We start from the raw sequence: 18,328 nt of genomic DNA on the forward strand, positions 1-18,328 counted from the left end.
TAACATATTAGAATATAGATGCAATAAAAATATAATAAAATTACACAAAAAACACATAAATTAAAAATAGCAACAATTAAACATTAACCGAACTGCCATCAATACGGCTTCGTAAACTATTATATGGCAGTGATAACAAGCTAAAAGGCACACTTTTTGTACAACAGCTATAACGTGTCTTTGGTTAATACGATACTGATAGGCATTTGTTATAAAGGCTAGAAAAGGTACTTCACCAATAGATATAAGGTCTAAATTTCAGTGCTATCTCCTCCAATGAGCTTAAAATATTAAGGTTTAGACCTTACATTTCAAATATTTGAAATCTCTCAGTGATTCAACTCACCAAAACTTCAAAGTTCAAACCCTACTTGAACTCCACCTAAATTCTTCTCTCGTCATTGCACACGCGCTTCATCAGAAACTTATTCTGAGGTAAAAATCAGGATCGACTGGTACTTCTTCGTTATAAGAAAGTGTTTACCTGCCAAAATAAGTCTGCCAGCATGATTTTGACCCCACCTATCATCGACCTTAAAAGAACTTATTGTGACATTCCTTATTAATGCCGATAAAATATCGTACAAATCTTCTAATAAGGGATTTTTATTAGAAAGAAATTAAACAACTTACTAAAAACAAACGACCAAAGACCGTCAACTTAATATCGAAAACTAAGTAGTGTCCTTTAACGTAACTACTGAATGAATCAACATTCTTAAGAAATGATGAACTAGAGAATTTTTTCGATATGCTTTATTGCTAAGCACTTTAAAACGATCACCGTTTTAAACAAACAAAAAAAGAGAACCATATTTGATTCTCTTCTTAGTTGATATAATCCCTCTACAATCGACAAAGCCTTTTTATTTGGCGTAGTCAATAGCACGGAATTCTCGAATAACGGTTACCTTAATATTTCCTGGGTAATCTAAGTTACTTTCAATTTTTTCCCGAACTTTATGTGACAGAGTTGTTACCTGATCATCACTTAATTTCTTAGGATGAACCATAATTCTGATTTCACGTCCAGCTTGCAAGGCAAAACTATTTTGAACACCATCAAAACTAGAGGCAATTTCTTCTAATTCACGTAGGCGTTTTATGTAGTTTTCCATCGATTCGTTTCGCGCACCTGGTCGCGCGGAACTCAAAGCATCTGCTGCTGCAACTAGAACGGCGATAACACTATCTGGTTCGACATCACCGTGATGGCTTGCAATTGCATTGACAACGATTGGATTTTCTTTATATTTGCGAGCAAATTCTGTACCAATCTCAACATGACTTCCTTCGACCTCACGATCAATGGCTTTTCCCATGTCATGTAAGAATCCAGCACGACGAGCAAGCGATACATTTTCACCCAGTTCACCAGCCATGATACCAGCGAGTTTACCAACCTCAACTGAATGACGAAGGACATTTTGTCCGTATGATGTCCTAAACTGCAAGCGTCCCATGATTTTAATCAAATCAGGATGAAGGTTGGGAGCACCGATTTCGTAAGCGGCTTCTTCACCGTATTCACGGATACGATTATCCAGTTCCTGACGATTCTTCTCAACAAGTTCCTCAATTCGAGCCGGATGAATACGACCATCAGCAATCAAGGCTTCCAGAGTCATTCTTGCAATTTCGCGACGAATAGGATCAAAACCAGACAGAACAACCACTTCTGGCGTATCATCTATGATGATATCAATACCTGTTAAACTTTCCAAGGTACGAATATTGCGACCTTCACGTCCAATAATACGACCTTTCATACTGTCGTCTGGTAAATGAACCGTCGTAATAGTCTGTTCTGTAACGTACTCGCCAGCCATGCGTTGCATAGCTTGGGAAAGCAAATTTTTGGCAATTTTAGTCGACTTATCTTTTATTTCTTGCTCTGCTTCACGGATCTTAGTTGCAATCTCATGCGTCAACTTAGATTCCGTATCCATCAAGATAACTTCACGTGCTTCTGCAATGGTCATATGACCAACACGTTCCAGTTCGGCACGCTTTTCATCTTCTATTTCGCTAATTTGATTTTCGCGTTCATCGATATGTTTAGATTTATCAAAAAGACTTTGTTCTTTAGATTCGAGTGTTTTTTCTTTTATAGCTAAATTTTCATCCTTACGGTCGAGCGAATAAGCACGTTCGGTTAAACGATTTTCTCTTTCTTTCAACTCTTGTTTATCAGCTTTAAATTCCTGGTCAACTTCTTCTCGATATTTTCTTGCTTCTTCCTTTGCTTCTAGAAGGAGCTCTTTTTGATGAGCAATGCTTTCTCTCTCAGCTGTTTTACGAATCGCTTGCGCTTCCATCTCTGCCTTTCCGCGCAGGTTAACAGCATCCTGTTCAGCATTTAACAATGTTAATTCCGCTGCTTCCTTTGAAGATTTCATCTTCATCGTCATGATAGCGTAACCAACAGCTAAACCAATGAGGGCAAAAATCAATGTTAAAACAACAATTCCTAACATCTTATTTACCTCAAAATTCTAAGGTTTTAATATAGTCAAAACCACTTTTAAGTTTATCATATTTTAAGTCTTTTCACAATGGAAAATCAGCGAAAGACCTCTCTACCAAATTATGATATGATAAGCATATAAAAAGAATTGGAGGCGCTTATGTCAAAAGAAGTTATTGTTGAAAGTTTTGAACTTGACCACACCATCGTTAAGGCACCTTATGTAAGGCTTATTTCTGAAGAATCCGGTCCAGTTGGTGATGTTATTACCAATTTCGATATCCGATTGGTTCAACCAAACGAAGATGCTATCCCAACTGCTGGGTTACACACCATCGAACATCTATTAGCCAAACTCATCCGTGAACGAATGGACGGTTTGATTGACTGTTCCCCATTTGGCTGCCGAACAGGTTTTCACATGATTATGTGGGGCAGACAAGAAGCCACTGAAGTCGCTAAAGTGATAAAATCATCGCTAGAAGAAATTGCCAACGTTACTTCTTGGGATGATGTCCCTGGTACAACCATTGAATCTTGTGGAAACTATAAAGACCATAGCCTTTTTTCTGCTAAAGAATGGGCAAAAGTCATCTTAGAAAAAGGGATTTCTGACAACGCTTTTGAGCGTCATGTCGTTTAGAATAACAAAAAAGAGGGAACTCCCTCTTTTTTTCTATAAACTTAATAATCAAGATTATCCGCATTTCCTGGTTTATTACCAACGAAGTAACCTGTTTTAGCATTAATCGAGAACAGATAGGTGCCATCTGGTTTGAACATGTTGTAATAACCATTACCATTGACAATATTAACACGTTCAAGAATATAGTTGTTTCCGGAAATATTGCCGCGGGCTTGGGCTTTCCCAACAACAGTCTCTAAAACACCAGGAGCAAAGTTCCAGGCAGCATTCCCAGAATCAGCAATGGCTGCTTCATTATAAGGAACACGGCTGAGATTTCGCTGTAAGCTAGCGGCATCGTAACCGGAAATACCATAGGATGGCGCAACAGGTGCTGCTGGGGCAGCTTCTTGATTGTTTTGAGATGGCGCAGCAGCTTGGCTCTCTGTTCGAGAAGCAGCCGCAGCTTCTTCTTCAGCGGCTTTTGATGCACTTTCACTAGCAGCAACACTTGATTGACGACTAGCTTCTGCTTCAGCAGCACTACTATCCTTAACACCTTTTAATTCATCTCTGCCTTTTTTGACAGCTTTTTGCAATAAATTATCCAAACTTGCATTACCTGTGTTTAAGGTTCCAACTGATAAATCATCAAAATTAGCATCCGCCTTAGGTTTGGCTGAATCAACTAACTCCCCATCGACAATAACTGCCTTGTCAAATTTGGCATTGACAGCTTGAATACCATCAATTTGCTCCTTCAAGTTATCATATTTTTCTTTAGCAGCATCATAAAACTTTGTACCCTCTAGTTTTTTAAGCGCTATTTCTAACTCAGGAAGTTTCCCAAACTCACTATTTTTAAGTTTAACGGCCTTGTCGTCGGTAAAGAAACCATCATACATTTCTCCAAAAGCTTCGTTATCCTTAATCGATTGAGCCGTGGCATGTTTACCAGATGCATCCAACGCTTTGCGGCTACTACTTGAAGCTGTCGAAGGGCTTGAAGCAGCCTCTTTTTTATTAAATTGGTTGACACCATAGCTGATTCCAAAAACGCTTAAAAGGAGTAATAACAAACCTACTAAAATAGGGACCTTCCTCTTATAAAAAGGTTTGTCATCCAAGTCACTAGAATCTTTCAAAATAGAATCATCTTCAGGCTCTGCAGATATGCTAGCAACTGCTGCCTGCTCGTCAGCATTATTATCTCCCAAGTCTGATGATGACATAACTGCCGCTGTTGTTTCCATATCAGCGTTTACTTCTGAAGCCGCTAAATCAGATTCTGAATCAATCGAGTCATGTTCAACTTCTGCGCGTTGTTTTTTAATAAAGTCATCCAAAGTCGCCGTATCTAGGTCTTCTAAATTAACTTCTCTAGTCTCAAATTTTTGAGATGCGACCTCATCAGGATGCTGCTTAATATACTTATCTAAGATACTATCTTCGTCTGTTATGCCCGCTTTGATTTCCGCATCTTTTCTGACAGCTTCACCAACCGTTAAATCTTTAGCCTTATCAAAGTCTAGATTATCATTTTCTTTGGTCATACAAGTCCTCTCTATTTAGCCTCTTTTCGTTTGACACGTTGGCCAAAATATTGGTACAAATCAACTTTTAAAGTACCATTATATAATTTTCGTTTTTTATCCGCTAAGCTACCATACTTGGTTTCAAAAGCTTCATCACTGGTCAAGATAAATTTGCTCCAAGTCGTTAATGGCGCGAAGGTTTGACCCATTTCATTATACAAGATGTCGATAGCTTTGTCATCAAGAAGTCGCTCGCCGTATGGTGGATTTGAGATGATAACTCCGTTGATTTTATTAGTTTTTAGATCCTGAAGACGCATTTGTTTCAATTTGATAACATCTGCCAGTCCAGCTTCTTCTGCATTCTTTTTAGCAATGTCAACCATACGACCATCGATATCAGAACCAGTGATATCCAGTTCAATATCATAATTAGCCTTTGATTCTGCTTCATCCCGAACTTCCTGAACTAAGTCCTTAGATACCCAAGACCAATTTTCAAAAGCAAAATCTCGATTAAAACCTGGTGCGATGTTCATCCCAATCATAGCTGCTTCTATACAGAATGTCCCAGACCCACAGGTTGGATCAATTAAAGGTTTGTCGGGGTACCAATTACTTAGCATCAGGATAGCTGCTGCCATATTTTCCTTAATAGGAGCACCACCTTTTTCTACCCGATAACCGCGTTTGAAAAGACTCGAACCAGTTGTATCGATCATAACAGTGGCAATATCTTTTAATAAAGAAACTTCGATTTTATATTCAGGTCCATTTTCTATCAAGGGAACACCCTCAGGACGATGGTAAATTTTTTGAAGTTTTTTGACAACAGCCTTTTTACTGATAGCTTGAACGCTCGGCTCGTTATGAAGTTTCGATTTAACACACTTCGCTTTAGAAATCGGAAAAGTCGAACCTAGTGGTAAATAATGATCCCAATCTAAGCCATAAACACCTTGAAACAATTCTTCAAAGGTTCTAGCTGGAAATTGTCCAACCACGATTTTAATACGGTCCGCAGCACGTAACCATAGATTAGTTTCTACAATAGTCTTGACAGTTCCCTGAAATCTAACTTTGCCATTTTCGACTTGACACTCGATTCCTAAGTCTCTGATTTCACGTCCCACAACTGCTTCAAGTCCAGCTGCTGCTGTAGCGATCAATTCAAATGTTTCTTTCATTTTTACTTCTTTCACTTTTTTACTGTTAAATAAAAGCTAGCCTAAGCTAGCTAAACCTATTATGTAATTTTCTATAAGCCATGTTTTGTTCAGAAGCTGACTAGGAACCAACTTCCTCGATAATCATCTGTCTACTGCTAAAGCAGTTAAGATAGTTCTGTTCGTCTTCCAGCTATCTCATGCCCCGACCAAAGTTTGGGTTGCTAGCTTGAGGGGTTTACCGCGTTCCACTTTTTAGGTTTCCCTAAAAACTTCGTCACTGTGGCACTTTCAAGGTTACTGAGGCATATCCAGAGAACTTAGCCATTTTACCTGCCGTAACGTATCACCGACACGTCCCTAGGCTTATTTTTTCGCCTAGCACAAACACTACCGGCATCACAGCCAGTGCTAGCATGGACTTTCCTCATAGTATTCTTATACTACGCGATTATCCGAAAATTACACAGGAATAATCTATTCCGTGATTTGTTTTCCAAAAACTTCTTTTTCTAATCGACTAATACGCTTCAAGATGTCAAAATTAGTCACCGGATTGTCCGCACGATTTTGCAAACCACCAACAGCACCTCTCTGCGCTAAACTAACCCCTGCAGCTCGACTAGCCTGCGGTTGAGAAGTGACTTTTTTCAAACGAGCCTTTAACTGGTCATTCTCTGATTGCAGCTCCTCAACTAAACTAGCATAAGCCTCGTAGTCTTTAATCACATCATCTAGAAACTCATCAACTTCGCGCTTGTCATAGCCACGCATAGCCGTTTTAAATTCTTTTTCAAAGATTTTTTTGGGGGTATTAATAATACTGGTCATTCTCTCGTCTCCAACACTCGTCATTCTACTGATAAAATACGATTAAAATAATCATTCAATCATAAAATATAATACAGAATTTAAAACTAAAAAGCAAGTATTTTCCCCCATTATCAGGGGATTTGTTATTCATTTTCCATAGCAATGTCATTTAAGTCATCAAATCGTAACTGATTAACTTTATAATCAGATTCCTGCATCATGCGGTATAAATATTTTAAGTTTGTCTCATTGTCACTGTCGTAAAATAAATAAGCTTCATCGGTATTGGCAAGTAAGAATTGATGATATTGCTTGAATTGACCAGGATTGTCGTAAGCATCGAAACTATATTTAACAAAGTCAACTTGTTTAAAGGCTGACAATTTCATCTGATTGGCTTCGTTCCAGTTGTCACCTTGATTGGCAAAACAAAATATGGTGGCTAACTTCAGATCATAATCTTCCTTCATTTCTTTAGCGACTTCTAAAACCCAATACTCAAACCCTAACTCACCTGTAAAAATAAGCCACTCCAATCCCTCCGAACAAAATCGCTCCAAGTCTCGTCTGATGGCTTTTTTGATAACGGCAATGCGTTCATCATTTTCCTTAAAAATTCCTAAATCAAAACTGCGATAACCAGACACTAAAAGAGTGGTCATAATTTTGTTGTCCTCTCAAAAATATGATATAATGATACGTGTTTATCTTACCATTATTTAAAAGATTTTAGGAGAAATATGGTTAACTATCCTCATAGGATTTCTCAAAAAACACGGCACTTATCCTCTTCGAAAAAGGAATCCAACATTAATTTTGCCAATCGAGGGATGTCTTTTGAAACCGCTATCAACGCAACCAATGACTACTACCTAACGCATGGTGTTGCTGTTATCCATAAGAAACCGACACCGGTGCAGATTGTTAAGGTTGATTATCCCAAAAGAAGTCGAGCCAAAATTGTCGAAGCGTATTTTAGGCAAGCATCAACAACAGATTATTCTGGTGTTTATAAGGGTCATTACATTGACTTTGAAGCTAAAGAAACTAGACAAAAGACAGCCATGCCTTTGAAAAATTTCCATGATCATCAGATTAATCATATGAAGAATGTCATCGACCAGAAAGGGATTTGTTTTGTGTTAATGCATTTTTCAACATTAAAGGAAACCTACTATTTACCTGCAAGCCACTTGATTGCATTTTATCAAGCCGAAGGAGGTAAACGATCCATGCCATTAGATTATATTCAAGAACATGGCTATGCTATTAAACTATCAACTTTCCCTCAAGTTCCTTATCTTGACATTATTGAACAAAATTTTTTAGGCGGAATCTAGAATGAATAACATTTCAAAAATTGCTAAGTATATCCTATTAGGGGTTGCTGGCCTTGCTATCTCAGGAGTTGTCATTGGAGGTCTTCTATTCACCTTCTATGCGAGCACAGCTCCAAAACTATCTGAAGCTAAGTTAAAATCCACTACGTCTAGCCTCATTTACGATAGCGACAACAATCTTATTGCCGATTTAGGAGCCGAAAAACGCGAGAACGTTACAGCTGATAATATTCCTGTTGAGTTGGTCAATGCGATCACTTCTATTGAAGACCATCGTTTCTTCGCGCACCGTGGTATCGACATCTATCGGATTATGGGGGCCGCTTGGAATAACTTAACAAGTAGTACAACCCAAGGGGGGTCAACCCTTGACCAGCAATTGATCAAACTCGCTTATTTTTCAACCAATAAGTCTGACCAAAACCTTAAGCGTAAAGCCCAAGAAGGTTGGCTGGCCTACAAGATGGAGAAAGAATATACTAAAGAAGAAATCCTAACCTTCTACATCAACAAAGTGTATATGGGAAATGGTAACTATGGTATGCTAACAGCTGCTAAGTCGTATTTTGGCAAGGACCTAAAAGACCTGTCCATCGCCCAAGTTGCTTTGTTGGCTGGTATTCCACAAGCACCAAGTCAGTACGACCCTTATAACAATCCTGAAATGGCCAAACAACGGCGAGATACAGTTCTTTCAGAGATGTATGAGTTGAAAAAAATCGATAAAGAACAGTATGATACAGCGATTGCAACTCCTGTAAATGATGGTTTGCAAACCTTGAAAAAAGAAGCTAGCTATGAACCATACTATGACAACTACCTCAAAGAAGTTATTTCACAGGTAAAAGAAAAAACAGGTAAAGACGTCTACACGGCTGGTTTAAAAGTCTACACCAATATCAATTCTGATTTCCAAAAATTCCTCTGGGATATTTACAATTCAGATACCTATGTGTACTACCCAGATGAGAAATTCCAAGTAGCATCTACCGTTATGGATGTTACCAATGGGGCTGTCGTTGCCCAACTAGGGGGGCGCCACCAAAACAATGTATCTCTGGGAAGTAACCAAGCTGTGCTAACTGATCGTGATTGGGGTTCAACAATGAAACCTGTTACGGATTATGCTCCAGCTATTGAGAACGGTGTTTACTCAGCTACTTCTGCCAACACTCAAGATACCTACTACACATGGCCAGGCACTGACCAACAGGTATATAACTGGGATCGTAAATATAATGGGAATATGACCATTCAACGTGCCATTCAGGAATCACGTAACGTACCTGCCATTAAGGCTCTCGAAAAGGTTGGATTAAAAAATTCGTTGAACTTTTTGAAAGGCCTTGGCATCAATTATCCTGAACTACATTATTCTAATGCGATTTCAAGTAATACAAGCAGTTCTGACCAAAAATATGGTGCTAGCAGTGAAAAAATGGCTGCTGCTTACTCGGCATTTGCTAATGGTGGGACTTATTACGAGCCAATGTATATCAATCGTATTGAGTTTAATGATGGAACCAAAGAGGATTACACAGCACCTGGTAAACGTGCTATGAAAGCTACTACAGCCTATATGATGACTGACATGATGAAATCGGTCCTTTCATATGGTACAGGGACAAACGCTGCCATCAGCGGTTTATACCAAGCTGGTAAAACAGGAACCTCATCATATTCAGATGATGAATTAGCCAAGATCGAAGCAGAAACCGGCATCTATAATAGCGCTGTGGGTACAATGGCTCCTGATGAAACGTTTGTCGGCTATACCAGTCAATACGCTATGGCTGTTTGGACTGGTTACAAAAATCGTTCTACCCCTCTTTATGGAGGTATGCTTAATACAGCTACGGATGTCTATAAGACGATGATGTCCTATATCACCGGCGGTTACAGTGAAGACTGGCTCATGCCAGATGGCTTGTACCGTAACGGTAGTTATGTTTATCTAAATAGCTACACTGGACGTCGAAACTATTACTCTAATCCGTATGGAACTGGCGGTAACGGCTTTGGTACCAATGGTAACACCACAGAAGGAAATAATTCTAGCAATACTGAGAATACTACTGAAAATGGTTCAACATCCAATAGTTCATCAGAAGGACCATCTCAAGATACCGGCAATACACCTTCACCAAATACTGAGCAATCAAACGCTATCCAAGGTAACGGTCAAGGAAACAGTAACAGCACCAATGGTGGCGCTAATCAACCAGCCACTGGTGGAAATGGAAACTAACAAAAAATACTAGACCAATTGGTCTAGTATTTTTTTAATCTAACAACGGCCTTATATTTATCCTTATTCCAAATCAAAAAATAGCGGTGATGCGGTCTCTATCAAAAAATAGCGGTGATGCGGTCTCTTTGTACACTCGATTTTATAGTCGAATGAACTAACGTTGAGACAAATAATTGAGATGCGAGCAACACTTGAGTAGGGCAAGGCGAAAGTGACGATGTCTTAACCTTAATTCAAAAGATTATAGTTGGGAAGGGATGAGTTATTGTGTCATAACATTATAATGCCGCTATTTCTGAATTTTGTTAAACATTAGCACAATCATATCAATTTGGTCGGCTTCTTTTCAATATCAATACGTTATTTTTTATCAAGAATTAAAGAATATCAGAACCGTTCAACCCTATCATTTGATTTTAATATAGGGCTGCTTTGATTTGATAGTGGCTTGCCTTAAATCCGTTAAAGTTCACACTGCTTTTCGCAAATTGTAATTCCTATGAGTCCTTGGAATTTTTGACAATAGTGTAGATTGACTCTATTTTATCAGCAATTAGCTCACTATCTTCTGTCATCTATGCAAACGGCTTTGTTGTTCTGTTGTTTCTGAAGTCACTGGGTCATGGCTCAACACTATTCAACGAAAAGTTACCCAAGAGTCATGGGGTTTACTGAAAACCAATTATCTGACAAGGTTGAATGACTGTACTAGCAAGCGCAGTTTGCCAGAGTCCTCATCTAAAAAGAATAGTTTAAAAACTACGGGTAGTCATAACTCGGTCCTGTTTTACTGAAACAAAAGACGTCTTTGCCGAAAGCGATATTTCAACATATTAACTAATATCACTACCTAAGCTGCCTAAAGACTTTATCATCGTCTAAGGATGTAAAACCGAGCAGCTTTTGCAATGATCATATTGCAATGAATAGCAAAATTAGCTGCCTTCGATAAGGTAGCATCTCAATGATGACACTTTGTCGGTAGGTTGAACCTGATTTTCTTAACTCTGAAATATTTAGAAGCCGTTTAGACACAAAGCAATTGAGAAATCCTTTGGCACAAGATTTGTTTCCTTGTTCACGCTATAGCTATCATTTAGGAACCAGCTTAGCATAACGCTCAAGAATCATCGATTGGTGTTTGGTGACATAATCATAGTCCTCTTTAATAGTTTTAATGTTTTCTAAGGGTTGCATATTCGGATTCAGTTTAGCTTCCTTGTGAATAGGGCGGTTGGTGGTTAATTTTCCTAAAGCATCCTGTGCTTCTTTGGATACCATAAAATCTATAAATAATTTAGCATTTTCAAGATTCTTGGCTCCTTTTAAAATCGCCATTGAAGACGGTGCAAAAACGGTGCCTTCCTTAGGATAAACAAGACTCACGTTAGCAGCATTTTCTACTAATTTCAAACTGGGAGCCTCATAAGTTAAGCCAACGGCCATCTTTCCATCAACGACCGATTGATAAACAGCCGAAGAACTTGTTGGAGAAACCTCGCCATAGTTATCAGTCAATTTCTTAACAAATGACCATGCCGACTCACTCTCATAACCACCCTTAGCCATTAGCATACTCGTCAATTGAGACAAAGCACTGGACGAGCTTCTTGGATCAGCGTAAGCAATTTTACCTTTTAATTCGGGATTGAGTAAGTCTTGATAGCTATCAATGGTCATATCCTTGGTTAAATCTTTATTTACTAATAAGACATTGCCATTAATCGTATAAGCCGTCGCTATCACACTTGAATCTCTATAATCTTCTAATAATTTAACTACTGCTTTTGATCGATAAGGTAAAAACAAGTCCTCATTATTGGTAAATTGCGTATAAATACCTCCAAAAAAAACATCTGGTGTTTTTTCAAAACCTTGTCGGATCTGACTCATCAATTCACCTGTCCCATTTTCGACAAGCTTGACATTGATGCCATACTTTTTTTCAAAAGCTGGAATCATCTCTCGCAGCAATGTCGGACTGTTAGGAGAGTATATGGTTAAAGCTGATGTTTTCGTATAGCTTTTTGATGACAAATAGCCATGTTGGACGACGAAAACTCCCAGTAACAGCAGTAGGGTAACTATGCTGATTAGCTTAACAAGTAATGTTGGTCTACGCAATCTATGCCTCCCTTCCTCTATGGTTATACAGTGTGGCGTTTCTTAAATTGATTGACGGTCATACCGACATATTTTTTAAAGACACGATCAAAATAGCGGTAATCATTATACCCGACTTCTTCTCCCAATTGGTAAACCAATTTATCAGGCTGGTCCATTAAGAGTTGAATTGCCATACTTATCCGATATTGATTGATGTAGTCGTTAATCGTCGTCTGTAAATATTTTTTGATCATATTATACAAATAACTTTCACTATAGCCAATATCATGAGCCATTTGCGCAATTGTTATTTTTTCTTGATAGTGTTGGTGAATCCAGGTGACAACCAGTTCGACAGCCTCAGGCATATTATCTGTTAATACAGGGAGATCGACATAGCTTTGGCTAATCGTTTGACTAGTGACCTTTTCTCTTTCTCGTAATTGAGAGATGATTTTCCCAAGACAGCTGAACAAGGCCTCTTTATCTAAAGGCTTCGTTAAAAATTCAACCGCACCATAATGGAGCGCTTCTCTAGCGTTACTGAAGTCAGCATAACCAGATAAGATAATTTTTTCATAGTTAAGGTCTCTCGTGGCTTCGAACATCTCAAAAGCAGACATGATCGGCATATTGATATCTGTTAACACAATATCAGGCTTCAATTGATGGATTTGCTTCACACCTTCTTGCCCGTCTTTGGCTTCCCCAACCACAATAATTCCCAAACTGTCGTAGTCAAGTGCATACCTGAGCCACTTCCGAATGAGATGTTCATCTTCTACGATTAATAATTTATACACCATTATCCTCCCTTACCTTAAATGTGATCCCAAATCCGAGGTCTGTACGATTGAATTGAAGCTCAACATCATGAAATTGATGAACCAAGCGACGATAGGAATTAATAACCCCATGATGGCTATCCATTGTCTGTAAATTAGCCAATAGTTGTTGCTGGCGATCTTCACTAATCCCCGGCCCATTATCCTCTACGCTCAACCACAGATAACCCGATTCTTTTTTGACATGGATGTGAATAACAAGGTCATGGCGGTAACGGTAGCCATACTTGATGCTATTTTCCACAAGAGGCAATAAGACTAATTTAGGAATCCTTATCTCCTTGACATTATCATCATAAGTCAGCTGATAACTCAGCTCTTCAAAACGAACTTGATTGATTTGCAAATAAGACTCCACAATGGCTAGGTCATTAGCAATTGTTTCTTGTTGATGGTCATGGTTAAGGCTATAACGCAACAATCGCGTTAAACGAAGAACAATCGTTTCAGTCAACTTAGGATCAAATTGACTGGTGATTAAAATGGTTTCCAAAGTATTATAGAGGAAATGCGGATGAAATTGCGCTTCAAGCATACGCCTTTCAAAGGTTTGCCTTTCCTTTTCCAATAGCAAAGCCTTTCGACTCAATTGGTAGAGACGCTGGATCATCTGATTCATCTGATCTGCCAAATAGCTAAACTCGTCCTCTGTCTTTAAGTCAATGCTTTTCTTTTCACTTTTTGAAACCGCCTCCATCTCTGACACCAACGTTTCAATCGCTACCGAATTTTTAGTCGCAATCTTATCTCCTAATTGTTTCGATTGCCATAACAAAACAGCAAAAATACTAGCTGATAAGCACATGGCGAATATCAACATCGCCGTTATAGGGAGCAATTGCCGATAAACAGTGACTGTCATTGAAGGCGATAACGAAGAGGTTTGACTCAGATAGGCTTTTTGCTTAGAAAAGATTAACCGCTTGGTCAGGATTGTTTCATCAACCTTTCCTAAACTCCCCGTCATAAAATTGTCACTATTACTCAAAAACGGTGACTGATACTCATCAAAAATAAGGTATCGAGAATCTAATGACTTTAACAAAGTCAAAAAATCGTCGCCATTAATTAATAAGACCGAATAACCAACTAAGCGATTCGCCGCCTTAATCGTAGCAATCATTGCAAGATAGTGGTTTCCCTCTCCATCTATAATAACTGTAGACTTGATAGGGGTCTCAATACTCTGTTTCATCACCAATTTTAATTGTAGTGACTGAGCTAAAGGCGTTAGCTGATTATCTGTCATCAGCTGGAGATCTTGTTCAGCATTGAAAACAAGTAGATTTGATCGAACTGTCGTCGAAGACCTTGCACTATAAAAATCACGATAAACGTCTCGTTCAACTGGTTTATCCGAGAGGTATTGTTGGATAGACCCTTGACTAAGATCTCGCAACAAGTGCTCGTGATGCGTCACAAACTTGTCGTAGGTTTTTGAGATTAGTCTAGAATCACGATAAATACCATATTGCTGTGGAACAAGCGCAAAAAATGAGAACAAGGCAATTAAAATCCCCGATAACAATAGTGCCTGACGTGAAAAATGCTTAACAATGTCTTCTTGTAACGTCAGTTTAAACTTTTCTTCCATAAACTTTCCACCTTAGTTTGAAACGCTTCCACATTCATTATAGCAAATTAACAGTGAAATGGTGAATCACCTTTTCCTGGTGTTTCCTATTGCTTTCATGGCTATTTTCTGTTCAAGTCAGAGAAACCGCTTCCGACCACTCTTTCATCACTCCTTAAACACCACTTTGACTGATAAGTATCGAGAACCTTTTAAATCCTTATCAACTGAGATAATCTGGTCTTTACTAATTTTCTAACAAGGGAGGGCCTAGTCTGAAAAGTCCCTTGCCATATTTTCTTAGTTGATATGATACCATCTTAGTCAGAGAAAAACGTTTGAGATTAAAACCCCAAACGTTTACCATATTAAATTAGCAAATACCAAGTAAACCTAGAGCAATACCAAGTAACATAATACCAAACATGATCCAGTTGATATTAACCTTTTTACGAAGTAACCAAAAGGCACCAAATGTTACAATTAACGGTACAATACCCACAAATAATTGGTCAAGATAAGTCTGAATTTCAGCAGCTTCCTTAGCACCTTTCGCTGAGACTGTCAAAATGGTTTTGAATTTAACGCTGGAAGCGGTCATTGACCCAACCATCATCAAACCTAACATGCTTGATGTTTTAGTGACGATTTTCATACCGCCAGATTCATATAATTTCTTAATGAAATTAGCCCCAACAGAATAACCACTATAAAGACTGTAATAATGTACTAAGAAGGCAGGAACATTGTAAAGAAGTAAGAAAATAACAGCCCCCATAGCAGAACCAGTGCTAGCTATTGAAATCCCGATCCCTGCAGCTATAACACGTAGAATTCCCCAGAAAAAGGAATCACCAACACCTGAGATAGGTCCCATAAGAGAAGCTTTGACAGCTGTAATAGAACTAGGGTCAAAGTTAGGATCTTCGCTATTTCTCTTTTCCATAGAAGCTACTAAGCCCATGATGAAATTGTTTATATGCATGGTAGCATTAAACCAAGTTGTATGGCGGATAATAGCTTCGGCTTTTTCTTTATCCGTTTTGTAAAAACGATTAATCACTGGTAACAAGGTATAGATAACACCGATAGCATGGTATTGAGTCGCACCTGTACGACTGGCATTCATCGTCCATGAGCGCCAAAAGACTGATCGCAACATTTTTCTCTCTTCAACAGTAAGATTTTCTTGAGATTTCATGCAAAAAAGTCCTCCTCTTCAGCTTCTTTTGAATCATAACTAGTAGCAACTTGATTAACACCTCGGCTAACGGCATCAAGTTCAAGGTCACGTTGTGACACTAGGACACAGATAACAACACCCAATACAGCTACTGCTACTGCAGGTAGTTGCAAGTAAGCGGTTAAAATAAAGCCTAATAGGTAAAAGACAGCTAGTTTATTAGACCAAAGTAACTTCATCAACATGGCAAAACCAACCGCAGGAAGCAAGCCACCAGCTGCACTCAAACCATTCATCAATGGTTGAGGAATATTTTCAACAAAACTATTTACTGGTCCACTTCCCACTAAAATACCGATAAAGGAAATCATAGCGATAATCAAATAATAGATAATCCACGTTCCATAATGGAGGCCAACTAAAGCTCGTTGATTATTTTCTGCTGCTGCCTTATCGACCATTGGTGCAAAAATATTCATGAAAACATTTTTCAAGAACATGACAACAAAGGCTGCTAGCATACCGATAGGAACCGCTAGAGTCATTGCCGCTTTTTGATCAATGTTTGAAATAATGGTAAAGGTTGTAGCCATTGCTGTTGCCGTTACAGGCTCTGCGGCAATAACACCACCAATATTAACATTTCCAAGGAACAGCGCTTCCAAAGAAGCACCAAGTAAAATACCAGTCTTCATATCACCTAGTAGCAAGCCTGTCACTAAACCAACAACAAGCGGACGCTCCATCATACTCTGACCTGTTAAATAGTTCCCTCCAAAACAGATTAAAACAGCTAACGCTGCCATAGTTGCAGGTATTAACATATATTATGAACCTCTCTCTTTCTAGCCTAACAATTGTGCTAAGCTGACTTTAGTATTTGTCGGTAAAATCTGATTATAAGAGTCTACATGAGATAAGCTAACCAATTCCTTAGCTGCCTCAAGTTCATCTGGATTCAACAATAAACTAGAAGCTAATTTTACTTTTGAAGCAGGATCAGACTTATCAAAGCGACCGACATTCGCTACATTCACTGTCTCTACACTTGGTACTTTTTTAGCGATTTCCGTCGCATCTCTGATAGTGTTGACAATGACAAAAATACGTTTGTCTTTAGCACGTGGGTCATTGAAAACAGCGATAGCATCTTCTACTGAGCGAATAAGCAATTTCATCCCATTTGGAACTGCCATCTTCAAGGTCATTTGAGTAATTTCATTGGTTGCTGCTTCATCATTAGCAACCACTAATAGTGGAGCGTTCAATTCCTTAGTCCAGACAACTGCAACTTGTCCATGAATGAGACGATCATCTACGCGAATTTGTGTAATCATTTTCTTCTCCTCGTTTTAATATTAGTCAAAAAAATCAGCTTCGTCATTGTTATTCAATGCTAAATCAACAGCCGTCACTTGTGATTCTGCAACGACTTGATGAATATCTTCCAAGGTCAGTGCTTCATCTGGTTTAGCATAAGCTAAGGACAAAATAGTGGCTAGGTTTATATTTGAGATTAACAACACATTGTCTTTAGGGTTATCCATCAATGTTTGAACCACCTTCTGATTCACGCTTCCCCCTAGTAAATCAGTAAAAATAAGCCCTTGTTCATCCTCATGTAGTTGATTAACGAACCCTACTAAAACTTCAGTATAATCACTATCATCTACATACGCATCAATCACCGCGAACTCTTCGCCGCGTCCTGTTAGGACCTCCAATGAATGTTGAAGCCCACTAGCCAAACGACCATGGCTTGCGATTAAATAACGTCGCTTCATAGCTTCCTCCTTCTAAAACACAATTCTAAAATATTTGTGAGATGTATTAATATGCCTTTATTGTAACAAATGTAAGCGTTTTTACCATGACCAATCCTTGATGAAATGTGGACTATTCTCCACAAAAACTCTTATTCTTCACCCTTAGTCATTTCAACTCCTGACGTCAATCGTCTCGATGATAAGACTTAAAAAACCAGAATCTGCTATCTTTTAGCAGTTGCGCTTAGCAACTTTTGGGTAAGTATTAAGGCTTAGCATTATCGTCCCTAAAGTAAGTCACTCGCCTGGTTAATCAACAGAGCAGACCATCAGAAGGTTTCTTTTCCCATAAATTTACTGACCATAAAAAGCAAGAATGACTTGATGATAGCCGTCAAGTGCAACAAGGAATTTTCTTTTCTAAGGCAAAATCTGCAAACAACCAATCACCAAAAAACTACTCGGACTCCATCTCATTAAATACTCAATAAAATCAAAAAGAGACTAGACAACGTCGATACAGATAGAACTGACCTTCATCAAATCACGTCAACAACGTCTGCTTTTGATTTTTGAAAAGTGTAAGCTATCAGATAGTCTGCTAGCATTACCAAAAAAGCAAAAAAGACAATGACTTTAGTTAAGCACTGCCTTGTTT

At 38.5% G+C, this 18,328-nt stretch carries 15 protein-coding genes and 1 other RNA gene; 3 read left to right on the forward strand and 13 right to left on the reverse strand.

The features are described 5' to 3' along the window. Nucleotides 1-866: 866 nt before the first annotated feature. Nucleotides 867-2,477, reverse strand: a complete 1,611-nt coding sequence (locus tag A2G56_RS05010; protein ID WP_062709901.1) for a ribonuclease Y — start codon at nucleotides 2,475-2,477, stop codon at nucleotides 867-869. A 150-nt stretch (nucleotides 2,478-2,627) separates the two neighbouring features. Between A2G56_RS05010 and A2G56_RS05015 the strand changes: the two genes are divergently transcribed. Further along, nucleotides 2,628-3,110, forward strand: a complete 483-nt coding sequence (locus A2G56_RS05015) for an S-ribosylhomocysteine lyase (protein WP_062709904.1) — start codon at nucleotides 2,628-2,630, stop codon at nucleotides 3,108-3,110. A gap of 41 nt (nucleotides 3,111-3,151) precedes the next feature. Here the strand turns inward: A2G56_RS05015 and A2G56_RS05020 are convergent, their stop codons facing one another. The 5 genes from A2G56_RS05020 to A2G56_RS05040 form a co-directional block, all read right to left on the reverse strand. Next, nucleotides 3,152-4,645: a cell division site-positioning protein MapZ family protein gene (locus tag A2G56_RS05020; protein WP_062709906.1), complete on the reverse strand. Its 1,494-nt coding sequence runs from the start codon at nucleotides 4,643-4,645 to the stop codon at nucleotides 3,152-3,154. Between the two features lie 11 nt (nucleotides 4,646-4,656). After that, nucleotides 4,657-5,814, reverse strand: a complete 1,158-nt coding sequence (locus A2G56_RS05025) for a THUMP domain-containing class I SAM-dependent RNA methyltransferase (RefSeq protein ID WP_062709908.1) — start codon at nucleotides 5,812-5,814, stop codon at nucleotides 4,657-4,659. 69 nt (nucleotides 5,815-5,883) lie between these two features. Continuing rightward, nucleotides 5,884-6,256: RNase P RNA component class B (rnpB, locus tag A2G56_RS05030), an RNA gene on the reverse strand. A 14-nt stretch (nucleotides 6,257-6,270) separates the two neighbouring features. After that, complete coding sequence (gpsB, locus tag A2G56_RS05035) at nucleotides 6,271-6,624, reverse strand: cell division regulator GpsB (protein WP_062709910.1); 354 nt, start codon at nucleotides 6,622-6,624, stop codon at nucleotides 6,271-6,273. A gap of 125 nt (nucleotides 6,625-6,749) precedes the next feature. Next, nucleotides 6,750-7,268, reverse strand: coding sequence for an SLOG family protein (locus A2G56_RS05040; protein ID WP_062709912.1), 519 nt, complete (start codon nucleotides 7,266-7,268; stop codon nucleotides 6,750-6,752). Nucleotides 7,269-7,346: 78 nt separating this feature from the next. Here A2G56_RS05040 and recU point away from each other — a divergent pair, with 78 nt between their 5' ends. Then, nucleotides 7,347-7,946 carry a Holliday junction resolvase RecU gene (gene recU, locus A2G56_RS05045; protein WP_062709914.1) on the forward strand — a complete coding sequence of 200 codons (600 nt, stop codon included), beginning with the start codon at nucleotides 7,347-7,349 and terminating at the stop codon, nucleotides 7,944-7,946. A gap of 1 nt (nucleotide 7,947) precedes the next feature. Continuing rightward, the gene (gene pbp1a / locus A2G56_RS05050) at nucleotides 7,948-10,194 is read left to right on the forward strand and encodes a penicillin-binding protein PBP1A (RefSeq protein WP_062709916.1); all 2,247 of its coding nucleotides are present in this window, start codon (nucleotides 7,948-7,950) and stop codon (nucleotides 10,192-10,194) included. A gap of 1,095 nt (nucleotides 10,195-11,289) precedes the next feature. Here the strand turns inward: pbp1a and A2G56_RS05055 are convergent. The 7 genes from A2G56_RS05055 to A2G56_RS05085 all read right to left on the reverse strand — a co-directional run bounded on the left by A2G56_RS05055 (nucleotide 11,290) and on the right by A2G56_RS05085 (nucleotide 17,688). Beyond that, nucleotides 11,290-12,321 (reverse strand): extracellular solute-binding protein, encoded by a 1,032-nt coding sequence (locus tag A2G56_RS05055; protein WP_062709919.1) that lies wholly within the window; start codon nucleotides 12,319-12,321, stop codon nucleotides 11,290-11,292. Nucleotides 12,322-12,344: 23 nt separating this feature from the next. After that, the gene (locus A2G56_RS05060) at nucleotides 12,345-13,106 is read right to left on the reverse strand and encodes a response regulator transcription factor (protein WP_062712458.1); all 762 of its coding nucleotides are present in this window, start codon (nucleotides 13,104-13,106) and stop codon (nucleotides 12,345-12,347) included. Next, entirely contained in the window at nucleotides 13,099-14,742 is a 1,644-nt protein-coding gene (locus tag A2G56_RS05065; RefSeq protein WP_062709922.1) for a sensor histidine kinase, read from the reverse strand. The genes A2G56_RS05060 and A2G56_RS05065 overlap by 8 nt, the downstream gene beginning before the upstream one ends. A 352-nt stretch (nucleotides 14,743-15,094) precedes the next feature. Further along, the gene (locus tag A2G56_RS05070) at nucleotides 15,095-15,922 is read right to left on the reverse strand and encodes a PTS system mannose/fructose/sorbose family transporter subunit IID (RefSeq protein WP_062709924.1); all 828 of its coding nucleotides are present in this window, start codon (nucleotides 15,920-15,922) and stop codon (nucleotides 15,095-15,097) included. Then, nucleotides 15,919-16,728, reverse strand: coding sequence for a PTS mannose/fructose/sorbose/N-acetylgalactosamine transporter subunit IIC (locus A2G56_RS05075; RefSeq protein ID WP_062709927.1), 810 nt, complete (start codon nucleotides 16,726-16,728; stop codon nucleotides 15,919-15,921). Before A2G56_RS05075 ends, A2G56_RS05070 begins: the two co-directional genes overlap by 4 nt. A 21-nt stretch (nucleotides 16,729-16,749) precedes the next feature. After that, nucleotides 16,750-17,241, reverse strand: a complete 492-nt coding sequence (locus tag A2G56_RS05080; RefSeq protein ID WP_062709929.1) for a PTS sugar transporter subunit IIB — start codon at nucleotides 17,239-17,241, stop codon at nucleotides 16,750-16,752. Between the two features lie 21 nt (nucleotides 17,242-17,262). Then, the gene (locus A2G56_RS05085) at nucleotides 17,263-17,688 is read right to left on the reverse strand and encodes a PTS sugar transporter subunit IIA domain-containing protein (RefSeq protein WP_062709931.1); all 426 of its coding nucleotides are present in this window, start codon (nucleotides 17,686-17,688) and stop codon (nucleotides 17,263-17,265) included. Nucleotides 17,689-18,328 lie beyond the last annotated feature (640 nt).

The sequence above is a fragment of the Streptococcus halotolerans genome, assembly GCF_001598035.1.
GTDB lineage: Bacteria > Bacillota > Bacilli > Lactobacillales > Streptococcaceae > Streptococcus > Streptococcus halotolerans.